Raw genomic sequence first — 15985 nt, 5'->3', positions numbered from 1 at the left:
GGAAATCCTTTCCGGGGGCGGGAGAGGAACTGCGATGATGGTTCGTCGCCGTCTCCGGCCGGTCAACGATTATCGGGATGTTTCGGCCGCTCACGAACGGCTCACCGATCGGCCGCGACGCCGGGGGTCTGGCAGGATTCCGGGATGACCGAGTTGCTGCTGGGCCCGCTGCTGCGGCACGTGAGCGCCGGCTCGGCGACGATCTGGGTGGAGACGGCCGGCCCGTGCGAAGTCGCGGTCGCCGGCGCGGCCGCCCGGACGTTCGAGGTCGCCGGCCACCACTACGCCCTCGTCGTGCTGACCGGGCTGGAGCCGGGGCGCAGCACGCCGTACGAAGTCCGGCTCGACGGCGCTCTCGTCTGGCCCGAGCCGGGCAGTCCCCTGCCGCCGAGCCGGATCCGGACGCTCGAGCCCGGCGATCCGCGGTTCCGGCTGGTGTTCGGGTCCTGCCGCAAGCCGCGGGAGCAGGACGCGCTGGGCCCGGACGCGCTCGCCGCGTACGCCCACCGGATGGCCGCGCTCGACGAAACCGAGTGGCCGGAATCGCTGCTGCTGCTGGGCGATCAGGTCTACGCCGACGAAACGACCGACGCGACGCAGGCGTGGCTGGCGACGCGGCGCGACCCGAGGAAGCCGCCCGGCAAGGAGGTCGCCGACTTCGAGGAGTACTGCCACCTGTACGCCGAGGCCTGGTGCGACCCGGCCGTGCGCTGGCTGCTGTCCACGGTGCCGACGTCGATGATCTTCGACGACCACGACGTCCGCGACGACTGGAACACCTCGCACGCCTGGCGCGAGCGGATGGCCCGGACGTCCTGGTGGCCGGAGCGGATCCGCGGTGCGCTGGTCTCGTACTGGGTCTACCAGCACCTGGGCAACCTCGGTCCCGAGGAGCTCGCCGAAGACGACCTCTACCAGCGGGTGAGCAGGTCTGGTGAGGACAACGCCGAGCTGTTGCGCGCGTTCACCGACCGCGCCGACCGGGAGGCGGACGGCGCCAAGGGCACCCGGTGGTCCTACCGGCGCGACTTCGGCCCGGTCCGGCTGCTGGTCATCGACTCGCGGGCGGGCCGGATCCTCTCGGGCGGGCAGCGGTCGATGATCGGCGACGAGGAGTTCCGCTGGATCGAGGAGCAGGCGTCCGGCTCCTTCGACCACCTGCTGATCGGCACGTCGCTGCCGTGGCTGCTGCCCACCGCGCTGTCGGCCGCGCAGTCGCTCGACGAGCGGCTCTGCGCCCGGCCCGGGGTCGTCGGGCGGGCCGCCGAATGGCTGCGCCAGCTCCTGGACCTGGAGCACTGGCCGGCGTTCCGGGCGTCGTTCGAACGGCTGGCCGAGCTCGTCGCCCGCGTCGCGGACGAGGGCCCGGCCTCGGTCAACGTGCTCTCGGGCGACGTGCACCACGCCTACGTCGCGCTGGCCGAGTTCCCCGGCGGCACCGCGGCGCCGGTCCACCAGCTGACCTGCTCGCCGGTGCACAACACCGTGCCGTGGTTCATGAACCGGCTGTTCCGGGCCGGCTGGTCGCGACGGCTGACCCGGGTGAGCGAGTGGCTCGCGCGCCGCGCCGGCGTCACGCCCGCGCCGCTGTCGTGGCACTGCGTGTCCGGGCCGCACTTCGGGAACGCGGTGATGGAGCTGGACGTCGACGGGCGCACGGCCACGGCGACGCTGGTGCGGCCGGAGGCGGCCGGGGAGCCGATCCGGCTGGCCTGAGGGTGGGTGCGCCACGGCCACCCTTCCCCGCGGGATCCGGGTTAACCTCGGATCATGGCCGCGGAAAACTCGCTCGGGGAGTTCCTCCGGGCCCGCCGTGCGCAGGTGGGCCCGGAAGAGCTCGGCCTGCCCGCGGGCGGGCCACGCCGGGTCGCGGGCCTGCGCCGCGAAGAGGTGGCGGTCCTGGCCGGCGTCAGCACCGACTACTACGTCCGGCTGGAGCAGGGCCGCGAGCGGAACCCGTCGGCGCAGGTCGTCGACGCGCTCGCCCGCGGGCTGGCGCTCGACGAGGAGGCGGCCGCCCACCTGCACCGGCTGGCCCAGCCGGTGCCCCCGCGGCGCCGGCGCGCCCGGCGGCCGGCGCCGGTCAGCCCGAACCTGCTGCGCCTGATGGACGGCTGGCCGGGCACACCCGCGGTGGTCCTCGGTCCCTGTCTGGAAGTGCTGGCGCACAACCACCTCGGCGAGGCGTTGTTCGCCGGGCACACCCACAGCGGTGACCTGGTCCGGCTGGTGTTCCTCGACCCGGACGCCCGCGAGTTCTACCCGGACTGGGAACGCGTCGCGGTCAACACGGTCGGCGGCCTCCGGGCGGCCGCCGGGATCGACCCGGACGACCCGCGGCTGATCGAGACGGTCGGCGAACTGTCGGTCAAGAGCGCGGACTTCCGCCGGTTGTGGGCCCGCCACGACATCCGGCAGAAGACGCACGAAACCAAGCGGTTCCGCCACCGGCTGGTCGGCGAGCTGGAGCTGAGTTACGAGGCGCTGACCGTGAACAGCGCCCCTGGCCAGCAGCTGATCGTCTACCAGGCCGAGCCGGGCAGCCCGTCGGAAGCGGCGCTCGCCCTGCTGGGCAGCCTCGCCGCGTCCTGAAAAGAATCCCGAAACCCATCCACAATGGACGGAGTACTTCGTCGTGCCCGAAAACCCTGTCTGGTTCATCACCGGCTGCTCCAGCGGCCTCGGCCGCGCGCTGGCCGAAGCCGTGCTCGGCCGGGGCCTGCGCGCGGTCGTCACCGCCCGCGATCCGGCCCGGATCGCCGATCTCGCCGCCGCGCACGGCGACCGCGCGCTGGTGCTGCCGCTCGACGTCACCGACCACGCCCAGGTCGTCGACGCCGTCGCGCGGGCCGAAGCGGCGTTCGGCCGGATCGACGTCCTGGTCGGCAACGCCGGCTACGGCTACCTCGCCGCGGTCGAAGAGGGCGAGGACGCCGAGATCCGGAAACTGTTCGACACCAACGTCTTCGGCCTCGCCGACGTCACCCGGGCCGTGCTGCCGGGGATGCGGGCGCGCCGCAGCGGGCACGTCGTCACCGTGTCGTCCCTCGGTGGCCTGGCCGCCTTCGGCGCCACCGGCTACTACCACGCCACGAAGTTCGCTGTGGAAGGACTGTCGGAGTCCCTGGCCGCGGAGGTCGCGCCGCTGGGCATCAAGGTGACCATCGTCGAGCCCGCCGCGTTCCGCACCGGCTGGTCCGGTCCGTCGATGCGGCAGTCGGCGATCCGCATCGACGACTACGCCGAGACCGCGGGCGCCCGCCGCGAAGCGACGCTCGCGACCTACGGCCACCAGCCGGGCGACCCGGTCCGCGCCGCCGAAGCGATCATCACCGCGGTCGGCAGCGACGAACCCCCGCTGCGCCTGCTCCTCGGCCGGGCCGCCTACGACATCGCGACCGCCAGGCTCGGCAGCCTCCGGTCCACTTTCGACACCTGGCGCGAGACCACCCTCGGCGCCGACTTCCCCCAGGAGGAAACCCCGTGAAGACCGTCCTGATCACGGGCGCCAGCAGCGGCATCGGCCGCGCCACCGCCCTGCGGCTGGCCGGCGACGGCCACCACGTCGTGCTCGGCGCCCGGCGCGAAGACCGGCTGACGGCCCTGGCCAAGGAGATCCACGACGCCGGGGGCACCGCCGACGTGCACCGGCTCGACGTCACCGACCGCGCGGACGTCGCCGCGTTCGCCGACGCCGCCGTCGAGGCGCACGGCCGGCTCGACGTCTTCGTCGCCAACGCCGGTGTGATGCCGTTGTCGCGCCTGGATTCCGGGCACGTCGACGAGTGGGACCGGATGATCGACGTCAACGTCCGCGGCCTGCTGCACGGGATCGCCGCGGCCCTGCCGCACTTCCGGCGGCAGGGCGGCGGGCACTTCGTGACGATCGCCTCCACCGGGGCGCACGAGGTGGTCCCGACGGCCGCGGTCTACTGCGGCACCAAGTACGCGGCCCGGGCGATCACCGAGGGCCTGCGCCTGGAAGCCGATCCCGGCCTCCGCGTGACGACCGTCTCGCCCGGCGTCACCGAGTCCGAGCTGGCCGACACGATCACCGAACCGGGGGCGCGGGAGGCGATGCGCACCTACCGCGCGGTGACCATGCCGCCGGAGACCATCGCCGGAGCCGTCGCGTACGCGATCGGGCAGCCGGACGGCGTCGACGTCAACGAGATCGTCGTCCGCCCCACCGCGCAGCGGTGACGCTCAGCGCTCCAGTTCGGCGATGACGCGGGGGATCTCCGCCACCAGCTCCCGCGCCAGCAGGCCGGTGCTGCCGGTGTCGGGGATCAGCCGCTGGCCGGCCACGGCGTGGACGTGCGTCGCCCAGCAGGCCGCCTGGTCGACCGCCGCGCCGCGGGCGAGGAAGCCGCCGGTCAGGCCGGCCAGCACGTCGCCGCTGCCCGAGGTCGCCAGGCCGACGTGGCCGCTGCCGTCGCGCCAGGTGCGGCCGCCGGGCTCGGCGACCACGCCCATCAGCAGGACCACGCCCCGGTAGCGGCCGGCGATCCGGACCGCCGTCTCCAGGTCGTCGACGTCCTTTTCCTCGCAGCCGTCGAGGAACGCGGCCTCGACGCGGTTCGGGGTGAGCAGGAGCCGGCCGGCCAGGGGTTCGGCGAGCGAGGGATCCCGGCTCAGCGCACCGAGCGCGAACGCGTCGAGCACCACCTTCGCGTCCGGGGCGATGGCGGGAACCAGGCGCCGCAGCAGCTCTTCGGTTTCCGAAACGCCGGTGAGGCCGGGGCCGACCACGACGGTGCCGGCGTCGGGCAGCACTTCGGCCAGCCGGTCGACGGCGTCCGCGCCGATCGCGCCGGACGCGGTTTCCGGGAGCCCGAAGACCGACGATTCGGGGACCGAGACGCCGATCGCGGTCGCGTGCCGTTCGGCGACCGCCAGCTGCAGCGTGCCGGCCCCGGCGCGCAGGGCGGCGGTCCCGGACAGCGCCGGCGCCCCCGGCACGGTCCGGGCGCCGCCGACGACGAGGACGGTTCCCCGGTCTCCGGTGCCGATCCGCCAGTCCCGCAGCAGGGCCGGGCTGACCGGCGCCGGGTCAGGAGAGCTGTTCTGCGGCATCGTCGTCCGCCGTCGGTGGCGTGTCGGTGGCGTGCAGGTGGCCGACCTCCTGGGCCAGCACCATGGTGAACCCGCCGTCGCGGTCGCGCTCCCAGGCCGTCACCGACCCGTTGGGGACCTCGGTGGCGTCCGCGGCGCGCAGCAGGTCGGGTTCCGGCAGCCCTTCGAGGAGGTAGCGCAGGGCGAAGACCGTCATCTCGTGCGCGGCCAGCAGAACGCGCTTTCCGGCGTGTTCCGCGCTCAGCTCGGCGAGCAGGGACCGCAGCCGCAGCACGACGTCGGCCCAGGACTCCCCGCCCGGCGGCCGGTAGTAGAACTTGCCCAGCCGCCGCTTGCGCCGCAGCTCGTCGGGCCACCGCTCCTGGACGCCGTGGGAGGTCAGCAGATCCAGCACCCCGAGCTCGCGGTCGCGCAGCCGTTCGTCCGGGACGATCGCCACGCCGTCGGGCGCGGCCAGCCGCGCGGTGTCCCACGCCCGGCGGTAGGTCGAGGTGACGATGACGTCCGGCGGCTGCTCGGCCAGGAACTCCCCCGCGGCCGACGCCTGTTCCCGCCCCAGGTCCGTCAGCGGCACGTCGGCGTCGCGCTCGGCGATGTCGATCACATCCGCCCCCGCCGACTCCGCCTCCTCCCTGGCCACGTTCCCGGTGCTCTGGCCGTGCCGCAGCACACCCACCCAGTCCAAGTCGACGTTCACGACGGCCTGGTACCCCGCGGGACCCGCCGCCGAAACCCGGGATGGTTAGGCCCGCAAACCAGGTACGGCTAGGGTCGTTCCATGTCGCGAAGTCTCGACGCCCAGAACCGGCTGCAGCAGCTGGAGGCGATCATCGGTACTCCGGCCATGCACCTCGGACTGGCCGAGATGCTGGCCGACACCCTCCAGCGCCTGCGCGATGTCATGGCAGTCGACACCGCGACCGTGCTGCGGTACCAGTCCAGCGCCCGCCAGCTGGTCGCCTTTGCGGCCGCGGGCATCGAAGAAGAGGTCCACCAGGGTGTGCGGGTGCCGGTGGGCAGCGGGTTCGCCGGCACGGTGGCGCTCCAGCGGGCCCCGGTGATCCTGGACCACGTCGACGAGACCACCGTGGTGAACTCCCTGCTCTGGGAACGCGGCCTGCACTCCATGCTCGGCGTGCCGATGATCGCCGGCAGCGAGCTCGTCGGGGTGCTGCACGTCGGTTCGGTCGAGCTCCGGGAGTTCGGCGAGGCCGACGTGACCACCATGCAGCTGCTCGCCGACCGCCTGGCGATGGCGATCCAGATGGAAGCGCGGGAAGAGAACCGCACCGCCACCATGGCGCTGCAGCGCAGCCTGCTGCCGAGCACCCTGCCCGAGGTGTCCGGCCTGGCCTTCGGCGCCCGGTACGTGCCCGGCGCGGAGACCGGCCTCGGCGGCGACTGGTACGACCTGTTCACCCTGCCGGGCGACCGGCTCGGCGTGGTGATGGGTGATGTGTCCGGCCACGGCCTGGACGCGGCGGTGATCATGGGCCGGCTGCGCAGCGCCCTGCGTGCCTATGCCCTCGACTGCGAAAGCCCCGCCGAGGTGCTGGCCAAGCTCGACCGCAAGGCGAACCACTTCGAACACGGGGCGATGGCCACGGTGGCCTACGGGATCATCGGGCCGGACCGCGAGGCGCTGACGCTGTCGCTGGCCGGGCACCTGCCGCCGGTGCTGGCCGTGCCCGGCGAAGCGGGCCTGCTGGTCGACGCGCCGCCGGATCCCCCGATCGGGTTGACCATCGGGGCGCCGGACCGGCGGACGACCGTGATCCCGATGCCGGAGGGCGCCGTGCTGGCGCTCTACACCGACGGCCTGGTGGAACGCCGGGACCGGCCGGTGGACGCCGGGATGGCCCAGCTGGCGGCGACCGTGCGCGCCGACGACCCGGACCGGGTCTGCGCGCAGATCATGGCCGCGATGATCGGCAACCGGGCGGCCCAGGACGACGTCGCCCTGCTGGCCATCCGGCGCCTGAGCGTCCCGGCCGGCAGCTGACGCGGGCCGGGACGGCAGGGTCAGGACCCGGCGAGCGCCGCGTCCCGAGTCGGGAACAGCGAGAGGCTGTCCTCCAGCCCGGTCAGCTGGATCGGGCGCAGGGTGGCCCGGCCGGACGCGACGATCCGGACCGCGGTGCCGGTGCCGGCGTTGCGGTGGATCGTCAGCAAGGCGGTCAGGCCGGGCGAGGCGAGGAACTCGACGCGGCTCAGGTCGACCACCAGCACGGGCGGCTGCTCGGCCAGAGCTTCGTCCGCGGCCTGCACGAGCGCCGGCGCGGTGGTCGTGTCCACGTCCCCGGCGACCTCGACGACGACCGCTTCCCCTTCCTCCGTTCGGGCGAGCCGGAACTCCCCGAACGGCACAGCGGTGGCCGAGCTCTCGATGTGGGTGTGCTCGGTCATGACGTTTCTCCTCGCCTTCGGCAGCTCCACCGTGATCCGGTGCGCGCGCGTGATCACGAAGGCTGTCTGCTCAACCGCTGTCAATCATGCCTGCTCGGACGACGCGCCGCCGTGTCAGCACCCCTCGCGCTTTTCGCCACGCCTCCGAGCAGGCAGGATGGTCACCATGAGCGAGAGGGACGTGACCGGGAACGCACTCGGCGACGCCGCCGGCTCCGCGGGGTCGGTGGCCTTGGAGCACCACGAAGGTGCGGCAGTCCTGCGTGTCGACGGCGCGCTCGACCTCGCGCTCGCGCCGAAACTGCGCCAGCTGGCCGAACGCGCGGCCCGGCTGGAACCCGAACTGCTCGTCATCGACCTCACCGGCGTCACCTTCCTCGCGTCGGCGGGCATGGCCGAACTCGTCCGGGCGCACCGCGGGCCCACCGCGTCGGCGCCGCTGCGGGTGGTGGCCAGCGGCCGCATCACGCTGCGCCCGCTGGAACTGACCCGGCTCGTCGACGAACTCGCCATCTACCCGTCGCTGTCCGACGCGCTGGTGCGCTGATGACGTCCCGGCCGGGGTTCGACGCCGTGCTCGAGGCGGTGCGCCAGGCGTTCGTCGGCGCCGACGGCGCTCCGGCGGCCACCGAGGTCCGCCCGCTCGGGCCGGCCGAAGCGGGAGCGGTGCTCGGCGACCACGTCGCGCTCGCGGTGACCGACCGCGCCGTCCTCGCGGATCTGGTGCCCGGCCGGGAAATCACCGGCGCGATCGCCGTCGCGGCCGACGGCGGCCGGCACGGCGCATTGGTCTATACCACCGCGGCCACCGGTGCACCGCCCGCGGCCGTCGCCGCAGCGATCGAAGCCGCCACCGCGGACCTTGCCGGCACGGTCCGGCGGCTGCGGAACGAAGCCGCGGTGCTCGACGCGCTGCACTCCACCGGTCGCGAACTGACCGCCCAGCTCGACATCGACCGGATCGTGCAGGACGCGACCGACGCGGCCACGAAGGCGACCGGCGCCGGTTTCGGCGCGTTCTTCTACAACCTGATCGACGAGTTCGGCGAGTCGTACACGCTGTACACCATTTCCGGCGTGCCGAAGGAGGCGTTCGCCCGGTTCCCGATGCCGCGCAACACCGCGGTGTTCGCGCCGACCTTCGACGGCGCCGGCACCGTCCGCAGCCCCGACATCACGAAGGACCCGCGCTTCGGGAAGAACGCGCCCCACCACGGGATGCCGGCGGGCCACCTGCCGGTGTGCAGCTACCTGGCCGTCTCGGTGATCAGCCCGACCTCCGGGGAGGTGCTGGGCGGGTTCTTCTTCGGCCACCCCGAGCCGGACCGGTTCACCGCGCGCCACGAATACCTCGCCGAGGGCATCGCCGGCTACTCGGCCATCGCGCTGGACAACGCCCGGCTCTACGAACGCGAGCGCACGCTCGCCACCGAACTGTCCCGCAGCATGCTGCCGGTCGCCCCGCCCACCCCGGGCCTCGACGTGGTCACCCGGTACCTGCCCGCGGCCACCGGCAGCAAGGTCGGCGGCGACTGGTTCGACGTCATCCGGCTGCCCTCGGGCGGCACCGCGTTCGTCATCGGCGACGTCGTCGGCCACGGCGTCACCGCCGCGACGGTGATGGGCCAGGTCCGGACGGCCATCCGCAGCTACGCCCTGCTGGAGCTGCCGCCGTCGGAGGTGCTGCGCAACGTCTCCGAGCTGACCGCCGGGCTGTTCGGCGAAAGCTTCGTGACCTGCTTCTACGCGGTCCACCAGCCCACCGACGGCACGCTGCGCTACGCGAACGCCGGCCACCTGCCGGCCATCATGATCCGCCCGGGCGAGCCGCCCGGGCAGATCGGCGAGGCGCTGGCGCAGCCGCTGGGCGTCGGCTCGGTGTTCCCCCAGCGCACGACCGGGTTCCCGCCCGGCGCGGACCTGGTGCTCTACACCGACGGGCTGGTCGAGAGCCGCACCCGCGACCTCACCCTCGGCATCGAATGGCTCCTGGCGGGTATCCCGGGCTTGCTGGCCGCCGCCGACCTCGGCACGGCCTGGGACAAGCTCGTCGAGGAGCTGACGAGCGGACGGCACGACGACGACATCGCCCTGATCCACGTGCGCCACCGCGGAGAGGACCCCCCATGACGGATCCCCGCCCGCCGGGCGCGCCCGCTCCCCCGGCCTCGTTCCACCGGCGCACGGCCGCGGTGGCCGACCGCCTGCCCGACCTGCGCCAAGCCCTGAGCCGCTGGCTCACCACGCTCCGCCTGGACGTCGAACGGCGGGAGGACATCGTCCTCGCCGGCTACGAAGCGATGGCGAACTCCGCCGAGCACGCCTACCCCGACGGCGAAGCCGGCCAGGTCGAGGTCCGGGCCGAAGCGCTGCCCGGCCGGCTGACCGTGACGGTCACCGACTACGGCACCTGGCGGCCGCCGGCGTCGACGAACGGGCTGCGGGGCCGCGGCCTGCTGCTCATCGACACGCTCGCCGACCACAGCGCCCAGGTGCACCGCGAAGACGGCACCACCGTCACCATGACCTGGCTCACCGGCGAAGCCTCGCTGGACTGACGCCGCATCCACCCGGGCGCGTGAGCGGGCACACCCGGCGGTCCCGCCGGTGGCCGAGTAGGCTCGGCGCGGGTCGTTTGAGCCGGGAGTGAGATGAGCGTCGGGGAAGAGGCCGGCCACCGGGCCGTGTTTCCCGGGACCAGCCGGATGGCCGCCCGGATGCGGGACTTCGACTGGCGGTCGTCCCCGCTCGGCGAGCCGCGGGACTGGCCACCGAGCCTGACCACGGCCGTCCGGATCTGCCTCACCTCCCGCTTCCCGATGATCGTCTGGTGGGGGCCGGACCTGCGGTTCCTCTACAACGACGCGTACCTGCCGCTGCTGGGCACGAAGCACCCGGCGCTGGACAAGCCGGGCTCGGAGGTCTGGAGCGAGATCTGGCACATCATCGGCCCGATGCTGGACAGCGTGATGACCACCGGTGAAGCGACCTGGTCGGAGGATCTGCTGCTGCCGATGAACCGGCACGGCTACTGGGAAGAGACCTACTGGACGTACTCCTACAGCCCGGTGCACGACGACCTCGGCACCGTCCGGGCGGTGTTCACCGCGGTCTCGGACACGACCGAGCGGGTGATCGGCGCACGCAGGCTGGCGGTTCTGCGCGAACTCGGCGCCCAGGCCGGGGTCGCCCGCACCGTGGACGAAGCCTGTGAGCTGGTCGCCGGCGTGCTGGGGCGGGCCGCGGCCGACGTCCCCTACGCCGCGATCCACATCCGCGGCGCCGACGGCGAACCGGCGCTCGCGGCCGTCACCCCCGGCGGTGCCGGCGCGGGCGACGAGACCGCGTGGCCGCTGAAGGACGTGCTCGCCGACGGGGCCGCGCGGACGGTGTCGGACGGGCTGTTCGGCGAACTGCCCGCGGGCGGCTGGTCGACGCCGCCCGCCGAGGCGATGGTGCTGCCACTGCCCGGCGACGCCGGGGACACGCCCACCGGCGTGATCGTGCTGGGGGCCAGCGCCGGGCGCGCGCTCGATGAGTCCTACCGGACGTTCCTCGGGCTGGTCGCCCAGCAGACGACGGCGCTGGTCAACGGCGCGATCGCCTACCAGGTCCAGCAGCGGCGCGCCGAGGAGCTGGCCGCGCTGGATGCGGCGAAGACGACGTTCTTCGCCAACATCAGCCACGAGTTCCGGACCCCGCTCACCCTGATCCTGGGGCCCGCGGCCGAGCTGCGCGACACCTTCGGCCACGCCGACGACCGGGTGCGGGAAGAGGTCGACGTCATCCACCGCAACGCGCTGCGGCTCGGGCGGCTGGTGAACAACCTGCTCGACTTCTCCCGGATCGAAGCGGGCCGGATGCAGGCGCGGTTCGAACCGGTGGACCTCGGGGCGTTCACCGCGGAGCTGGCGAGCGTCTTCCGCGCCGCGGCCGAGCGGGCCGGCCTGGCGTTCGAGGTCGACTGCGGCCCGCTGCCCGAGCCGGTGCACGTCGACCGCGGGATGTGGGAGAAGGTCGTCTTCAACCTGCTGTCCAACGCCATCAAGTTCACCTTCGACGGCGCGATCCGGGTCAGCGCCGGCCTGGAGGGCGGCCACGCCGTGGTCGCGGTGGCCGACACCGGGACCGGGATCGACGCCGCCGAGCTGCCGCGCCTGTTCGAGCGGTTCCACCGGATCCCGTCGGCGCGGGCGCGGTCGAACGAGGGCAGCGGGATCGGCCTGGCGCTGGTGCGCGAGCTCGTGGACATGCACGGCGGCAGCGTCGCCGTGGAGAGCGCTCCGGGCGCCGGGACGACGTTCCGGGTCCGGGTGCCGCTGGGAACACGGCACCTGCCCGCCGAGCACGTCGTCGCGGAGCCGTCGCCCGGCGGCCTCACCGCGGAGACGGCGGAACCGTACGTGCAGGAGGCGCTGCGCTGGCTGCCGGACGACGACGACCAGGCCGCCCGGCCCGCGCCCGCCGCCACGGGGGCCCGGGTGCTGGTCGCCGACGACAACGCCGACATGCGCGACTACCTCGTCCGGCTGCTGCGCGACGACTACGCGGTGACGGCGGTGCGCGACGGCGTGGAAGCGTTCGCGGCCGCGCGCGCCGAGCCGCCCGAGCTGATCATCAGCGACGTCATGATGCCGCGGCTGGACGGTCTCGGCCTGCTCGCCGAGCTGCGCGGCGACCCGCGCACCGCCGCCGTGCCCGTGCTGCTGCTGTCCGCGCGGGCCGGTCAGGAAGCCGCTGTCGACGGGCTGGCCGCCGGTGCCGACGACTACCTGGTGAAACCGTTCTCGGCGCGGGAGCTGCTCGCCCGCGTCCGCACGACCGTCCAGCTCGCCCGGCTGCGGTCGCAGCACACCCGGTGGCGCGCGGCGATGATCGAGTCGCTGCAAGAGGGCTTCTTCGTCTGCGACGCCGACGGCCGGGTCGTCGAGATCAACACAGCGTTCACCGCGTTGCTCGGCTTCGGCAGCGACGGGCTGCCCTACTCCCCGCCGTTCGCGTGGTGGCCGGACCCGGACACCGAACCCGCCGCCTTCGCCGAGGTCTCGGGCGCCTTCGGCGGCGCGTGGGACGAGCCGGGCGGCAGTTTCGTGCTGCCGATGCGGCACCGGGACGGGCACCGGGTGTGGGTCGCGATCGCCTACAGCCAGCTGCACGACGACGAGGGCAGCCGCCGGCTGGTCGGCACCATCCGCGACGTCACGGCCGAGCGCTACGCCGTCCAGCGCGAAAGCGCGCTGGCCTCGATGAACCAGCGCCTCGCCGGGATCAGCGGGACGCGGGAAGCGCTGCGCACCGCGCTGGAGCTGCTGCGGGAGCTGTGGGGCGCCCGGCGCGTCCTCGCGGTGACCTGGCCGCGGGAGGGCGAGCCGGAACTCGCCTCCACCGATCCCGGCGACCAGCGCTGGATGGACCTGGCCGCCCCGCTGCGCGCCACGCTCGGCGACGTCCGCGCGCTCCCTGCGTTGCACGCGATCCCGGCCGGCGGCGGCGCGGGCACCACCCTCGACCACCCCACCGGCCGGTTGACGCTCTGGATCGAGCCCGCACCGGGCCGTCCGCTCGGCACCGAGGACCGGACGCTGCTCGCGCTGCTGGCCGGGACGCTCGCGCACGCCCTGCGCCGCGCGCACCGCGACGACCGGCAGCGGGAGGTCGCGCTCGCCCTGCAACGCTCGATCCTCGGCCCGGCCGAGCTGCCCGACGGCTTCGCGGTGCGCTACGAGCCGGCGACCCCGCCGCTGGAGGTGGGCGGCGACTGGTACGACGTCATCGCGCTGCGCGGCGACCGGATCGGCATCGTCGTCGGCGACTGCGTCGGCCGGGGACTGGCCGCGGCCGCGGTGATGGGCCAGCTGCGCAGCGCCGGCCGGGCGCTCATGCTGGAGGCCAGCAGCCCGGCGGACACCCTGGCCGCGCTCGACCGGTTCGCCGGGCGGCTGCCGGGTGCCCTGTGCACCACGGTCTTCTGCGGGGTGCTCGACCCGGCGACCGGCACCCTCACCTACAGCAGCGCCGGGCACCTGCCCGCCACCCTCGTGCACCGCGACGGCACGGCGCAGTTCCTCGACGACGGCGCCGGCGTGCCGCTCGCCGTCCGCATCGCGGCGCCGCGCCCGGAGGCCCGGGCGGTCGTGCCGATCGGCTCCCTGCTCATGCTCTACACCGACGGGCTGGTGGAGCGCCGCCGCGAGTCGCTCGACGACGGCATGGACCGGGCCACCACGGCCGCCCACGACACGCGGGACGCGGAGCTCGGCGCCCTGGCGGCCGGCCTGATGGACCGGCTGCGCCCGGCGGACGGCTACGAGGACGACGTCGCGCTGCTGCTCTACCGCCGGTCGGTGCCCCCGCTGGACTTCGAGTTCGCGGCGGACCCGGACCACCTCGCCTCGACCCGGCACTGGCTGCGCGCGTGGCTGGAGAACGCGTCGCTCGAACCGGACCTCGCGCAGGACGTGCTCGTCGCGGCGGGCGAAGCCTGCGCCAACGCCGTCGAGCACGCCTACCTCGGCGGCGCCGGCGCGACCGCCCACCTGGCGGCCCGGCTCACCGGCGGGCACCTGGTCGTCACGGTGACCGACCGGGGCCGCTGGAAGCAGCCGCCGCCGGACAACCACGTGCTGCGCGGGCGCGGCGTGCCGATGATGGAAGCGCTGGCCGACGCGGTCACCTTCCGGCACGACGACGCCGGGACCACCGTCACGCTGGAATGGAGGATCGGTTCGTGACGACGGGACTCACGCTGGTCAGCGGCCCGGACGACGACGGCGACCGGGTGCTGACCGTCACGGGCGAGATCGACATGAGCAACGCCGCGGAGTTCGGCGCGGCCCTGGACCGCGAGCTCGCGGCCGGCACCGCGGTGACCGTGGACTTCACCGGGGTCACCTACCTCGACAGCGCCGGCATCGCGGTGCTGTTCGACCGGTCGGGCGAGCACGACCTGCGGCTGCTCGCGCCGAAGCTGCTCGAGCGGGTACTGCGCGTGTCCGGGCTCAACCAGGTCGCGAAGGTGATGATCCGCTGAACGGTTGAACACCGTGCCACCGGGTAAGCAGGCCCCAGCGACGGCGGTCGGGTGGGTTGTGCTGCCGTCCGTCGCCAGGTGGCCCCGACGCCCAACCCACGACGTTCAGCAGTGAGCGCCGGGCCGGAGTCACCGCCCCCAGCCCGGTGTGGCGGCTCTGTTGTTGCGGATCGCGCGGCGGACGCGAGTAAGGTTTGCCGTTCCGTTGAAGCAGCAGCGGTCCGGCACGAGCCGCAGGCGTCCGGGACGGAGATGACCGAATGACCGGTGAGCCGATCCTGCCCGAGCACCTCGACGAGCTGACCGCGGCGATGGCCGACCTCACGAGCGCGCTGGAGACCGGACCGACCGAAGCGGAGATCCTCGACGCCGTCTGCGCCGAAGCCGTCCGCGCGATCCCCGGCGCCGACTTGGCGAGCATCACCGCGATCCGCGACGGCGAACCGGCGACCGTGGCCTCCACCGACGAGCGGGCCGTCGAAATCGACCGGTTCCAGTACGCGGCCGGCGAAGGGCCGTGCCTGCGGGCGGCCGAGACCGGCGAAGTGGTGCGGTTGCCGTTCGCCACCGCCGGAGCCGCCTGGCCCCGGTTCACCGCGCGTGCCCTGGAACTCGGGGTCGGCAGCTACCTCGCGGCGCCCCTGCGCGTCGACGAACACCTTTCCGGCGCGATCAACCTCTTCGGCTACGGCGGCCACGGCTTCGCGGAGACCGACTCACGGCTGCTGGCGCTCTACACCACGATCGTCTCGTTCGGCCTGCGCACCACCCGGCGCTACCACCGGGCGCGGCAGCGGACCACCGAGCTCGAAGCGGCGATGCGGTCGCGGGCGGTGATCGAGCAGGCGAAGGGCATCCTGATGGCCGTGCACCGGATCAGCGCCGACGACGCGATGAAGCGGCTGGTCACCGAATCGCAGCGGACCAACGTGAAGCTCCGGGAGATCGCGGCCCGGTTCGTCGAGGACCTGTCCGCGGCACAGTCCCCCGGCTGAGGGGTGCTCAGGCGCTGCGGCGGGCCGGGAACGGCCAGGTGAGCGTGATGACGGTGCCGTTCTCGGTCGAGCGGAGGTCGAGCCCGTCGACCAGGGCCTGGATCAGGCGCAGGCCGCGCCCGTCGTCCGCGCGTTCGGCCAGCGTCGCCCACCGGCCCTGGTCGGCGACGGTGACGATCAGCACGTCCTGGTCGATCCGGGCGCGGACGTCGATCAGCCCCGGCCGGCCGTGGTAGGCGTGGTCGAGCACGTTGGCCATCGCTTCCCAGCAGGCCAGGACGACGTCGTCGGCCTCCCGCCCGACCTCGTCACCGGCGCGCCGCCGCAACCACGAGACCAGGTGCCGGCGCAGGCTCGGCAGCGTCCGTGGCGAAATCGTGCCGCGGTACCGCCATCCGTCCGATCCCAGCTCTTCCACGTTCACCTCCTCGGGGGACTTCCGGTTTGCTACCCACCGGTTCGGATTCTCAATCACCGG

15 protein-coding genes are annotated in these 15985 nt (G+C 73.8%); 11 read left to right on the top strand and 4 right to left on the bottom strand.

All coding sequences use genetic code 11. The features are described from left to right. The first annotated feature begins 144 nt into the window (after positions 1 to 144). The 4 genes from AB0M93_RS46160 to AB0M93_RS46145 are packed head-to-tail and all read left to right on the top strand — an operon-like array spanning position 145 to position 4203. Positions 145 to 1716: an alkaline phosphatase D family protein gene (locus AB0M93_RS46160; RefSeq protein WP_364287005.1), complete on the top strand. Its 1572-nt coding sequence runs from the start codon at positions 145 to 147 to the stop codon at positions 1714 to 1716. A gap of 54 nt (positions 1717 to 1770) precedes the next feature. Then, entirely contained in the window at positions 1771 to 2592 is an 822-nt protein-coding gene (locus tag AB0M93_RS46155) for a helix-turn-helix transcriptional regulator (RefSeq protein WP_364287002.1), read from the top strand. A gap of 43 nt (positions 2593 to 2635) precedes the next feature. Further along, positions 2636 to 3487, top strand: a complete 852-nt coding sequence (locus AB0M93_RS46150; protein ID WP_364286999.1) for an oxidoreductase — start codon at positions 2636 to 2638, stop codon at positions 3485 to 3487. Further along, the gene (locus AB0M93_RS46145) at positions 3484 to 4203 is read left to right on the top strand and encodes an SDR family oxidoreductase (protein ID WP_364286996.1); all 720 of its coding nucleotides are present in this window, start codon (positions 3484 to 3486) and stop codon (positions 4201 to 4203) included. Before AB0M93_RS46150 ends, AB0M93_RS46145 begins: the two co-directional genes overlap by 4 nt. 3 nt (positions 4204 to 4206) lie before the next feature. Here AB0M93_RS46145 and AB0M93_RS46140 read toward each other — a convergent pair whose 3' ends face one another. Beyond that, complete coding sequence (locus tag AB0M93_RS46140; protein WP_364286993.1) at positions 4207 to 5076, bottom strand: NAD(P)H-hydrate dehydratase; 870 nt, start codon at positions 5074 to 5076, stop codon at positions 4207 to 4209. Beyond that, on the bottom strand, positions 5054 to 5773 hold the full coding sequence (locus AB0M93_RS46135) for a histidine phosphatase family protein (RefSeq protein WP_364286990.1): 720 nt from the start codon (positions 5771 to 5773) through the stop codon (positions 5054 to 5056). Before AB0M93_RS46135 ends, AB0M93_RS46140 begins: the two co-directional genes overlap by 23 nt. A gap of 81 nt (positions 5774 to 5854) precedes the next feature. Here AB0M93_RS46135 and AB0M93_RS46130 point away from each other — a divergent pair, with 81 nt between their 5' ends. Beyond that, entirely contained in the window at positions 5855 to 7078 is a 1224-nt protein-coding gene (locus AB0M93_RS46130) for a GAF domain-containing SpoIIE family protein phosphatase (RefSeq protein ID WP_364286987.1), read from the top strand. A gap of 20 nt (positions 7079 to 7098) precedes the next feature. On the opposite strand, the gene AB0M93_RS46125 is transcribed toward AB0M93_RS46130, so the two are convergent. Further along, on the bottom strand, positions 7099 to 7482 hold the full coding sequence (locus AB0M93_RS46125; protein ID WP_364286984.1) for an STAS domain-containing protein: 384 nt from the start codon (positions 7480 to 7482) through the stop codon (positions 7099 to 7101). 166 nt (positions 7483 to 7648) lie between these two features. Here AB0M93_RS46125 and AB0M93_RS46120 point away from each other — a divergent pair, with 166 nt between their 5' ends. The 6 genes from AB0M93_RS46120 (at position 7649) to AB0M93_RS46095 (ending at position 15507) form a co-directional block, all read left to right on the top strand. Next, positions 7649 to 8029, top strand: a complete 381-nt coding sequence (locus AB0M93_RS46120; RefSeq protein ID WP_364286981.1) for an STAS domain-containing protein — start codon at positions 7649 to 7651, stop codon at positions 8027 to 8029. After that, positions 8029 to 9612: a GAF domain-containing SpoIIE family protein phosphatase gene (locus tag AB0M93_RS46115; RefSeq protein WP_364286978.1), complete on the top strand. Its 1584-nt coding sequence runs from the start codon at positions 8029 to 8031 to the stop codon at positions 9610 to 9612. The genes AB0M93_RS46120 and AB0M93_RS46115 overlap by 1 nt, the downstream gene beginning before the upstream one ends. Continuing rightward, a complete protein-coding gene (locus AB0M93_RS46110) occupies positions 9609 to 10040 on the top strand; it encodes an ATP-binding protein (protein ID WP_364286975.1) in 432 nt (143 codons plus the stop codon). Before AB0M93_RS46115 ends, AB0M93_RS46110 begins: the two co-directional genes overlap by 4 nt. A 93-nt stretch (positions 10041 to 10133) precedes the next feature. Then, positions 10134 to 14213, top strand: a complete 4080-nt coding sequence (locus AB0M93_RS46105) for a SpoIIE family protein phosphatase (RefSeq protein WP_364286972.1) — start codon at positions 10134 to 10136, stop codon at positions 14211 to 14213. After that, complete coding sequence (locus AB0M93_RS46100) at positions 14210 to 14512, top strand: STAS domain-containing protein (protein WP_364286969.1); 303 nt, start codon at positions 14210 to 14212, stop codon at positions 14510 to 14512. Before AB0M93_RS46105 ends, AB0M93_RS46100 begins: the two co-directional genes overlap by 4 nt. Before the next feature lie 260 nt (positions 14513 to 14772). Then, a complete protein-coding gene (locus AB0M93_RS46095; protein WP_364286966.1) occupies positions 14773 to 15507 on the top strand; it encodes a GAF and ANTAR domain-containing protein in 735 nt (244 codons plus the stop codon). Positions 15508 to 15514: 7 nt separating this feature from the next. On the opposite strand, the gene AB0M93_RS46090 is transcribed toward AB0M93_RS46095, so the two are convergent. Then, the gene (locus AB0M93_RS46090) at positions 15515 to 15925 is read right to left on the bottom strand and encodes an ATP-binding protein (protein WP_364286963.1); all 411 of its coding nucleotides are present in this window, start codon (positions 15923 to 15925) and stop codon (positions 15515 to 15517) included. Positions 15926 to 15985 lie beyond the last annotated feature (60 nt).

It is taken from the genome of Amycolatopsis sp. NPDC051102 (genome assembly GCF_040682815.1).
Classification (GTDB): domain Bacteria; phylum Actinomycetota; class Actinomycetes; order Mycobacteriales; family Pseudonocardiaceae; genus Amycolatopsis.
This window is presented reverse-complemented; position numbering and strand designations above follow the sequence as displayed.

Coding starts and splice junctions, on each gene's coding strand:
- AB0M93_RS46105 (WP_364286972.1), top strand. CDS start 10,134: ATGAGCGTCGGGGAAGAGGCCGGCCACCGGGCCGTGTTTCCCGGGACC.
- AB0M93_RS46125 (WP_364286984.1), bottom strand. CDS start 7,482: ATGACCGAGCACACCCACATCGAGAGCTCGGCCACCGCTGTGCCGTTC.
- AB0M93_RS46095 (WP_364286966.1), top strand. CDS start 14,773: ATGACCGGTGAGCCGATCCTGCCCGAGCACCTCGACGAGCTGACCGCG.
- AB0M93_RS46130 (WP_364286987.1), top strand. CDS start 5,855: ATGTCGCGAAGTCTCGACGCCCAGAACCGGCTGCAGCAGCTGGAGGCG.
- AB0M93_RS46140 (WP_364286993.1), bottom strand. CDS start 5,076: ATGCCGCAGAACAGCTCTCCTGACCCGGCGCCGGTCAGCCCGGCCCTG.
- AB0M93_RS46160 (WP_364287005.1), top strand. CDS start 145: ATGACCGAGTTGCTGCTGGGCCCGCTGCTGCGGCACGTGAGCGCCGGC.
- AB0M93_RS46155 (WP_364287002.1), top strand. CDS start 1,771: ATGGCCGCGGAAAACTCGCTCGGGGAGTTCCTCCGGGCCCGCCGTGCG.
- AB0M93_RS46115 (WP_364286978.1), top strand. CDS start 8,029: ATGACGTCCCGGCCGGGGTTCGACGCCGTGCTCGAGGCGGTGCGCCAG.
- AB0M93_RS46110 (WP_364286975.1), top strand. CDS start 9,609: ATGACGGATCCCCGCCCGCCGGGCGCGCCCGCTCCCCCGGCCTCGTTC.
- AB0M93_RS46120 (WP_364286981.1), top strand. CDS start 7,649: ATGAGCGAGAGGGACGTGACCGGGAACGCACTCGGCGACGCCGCCGGC.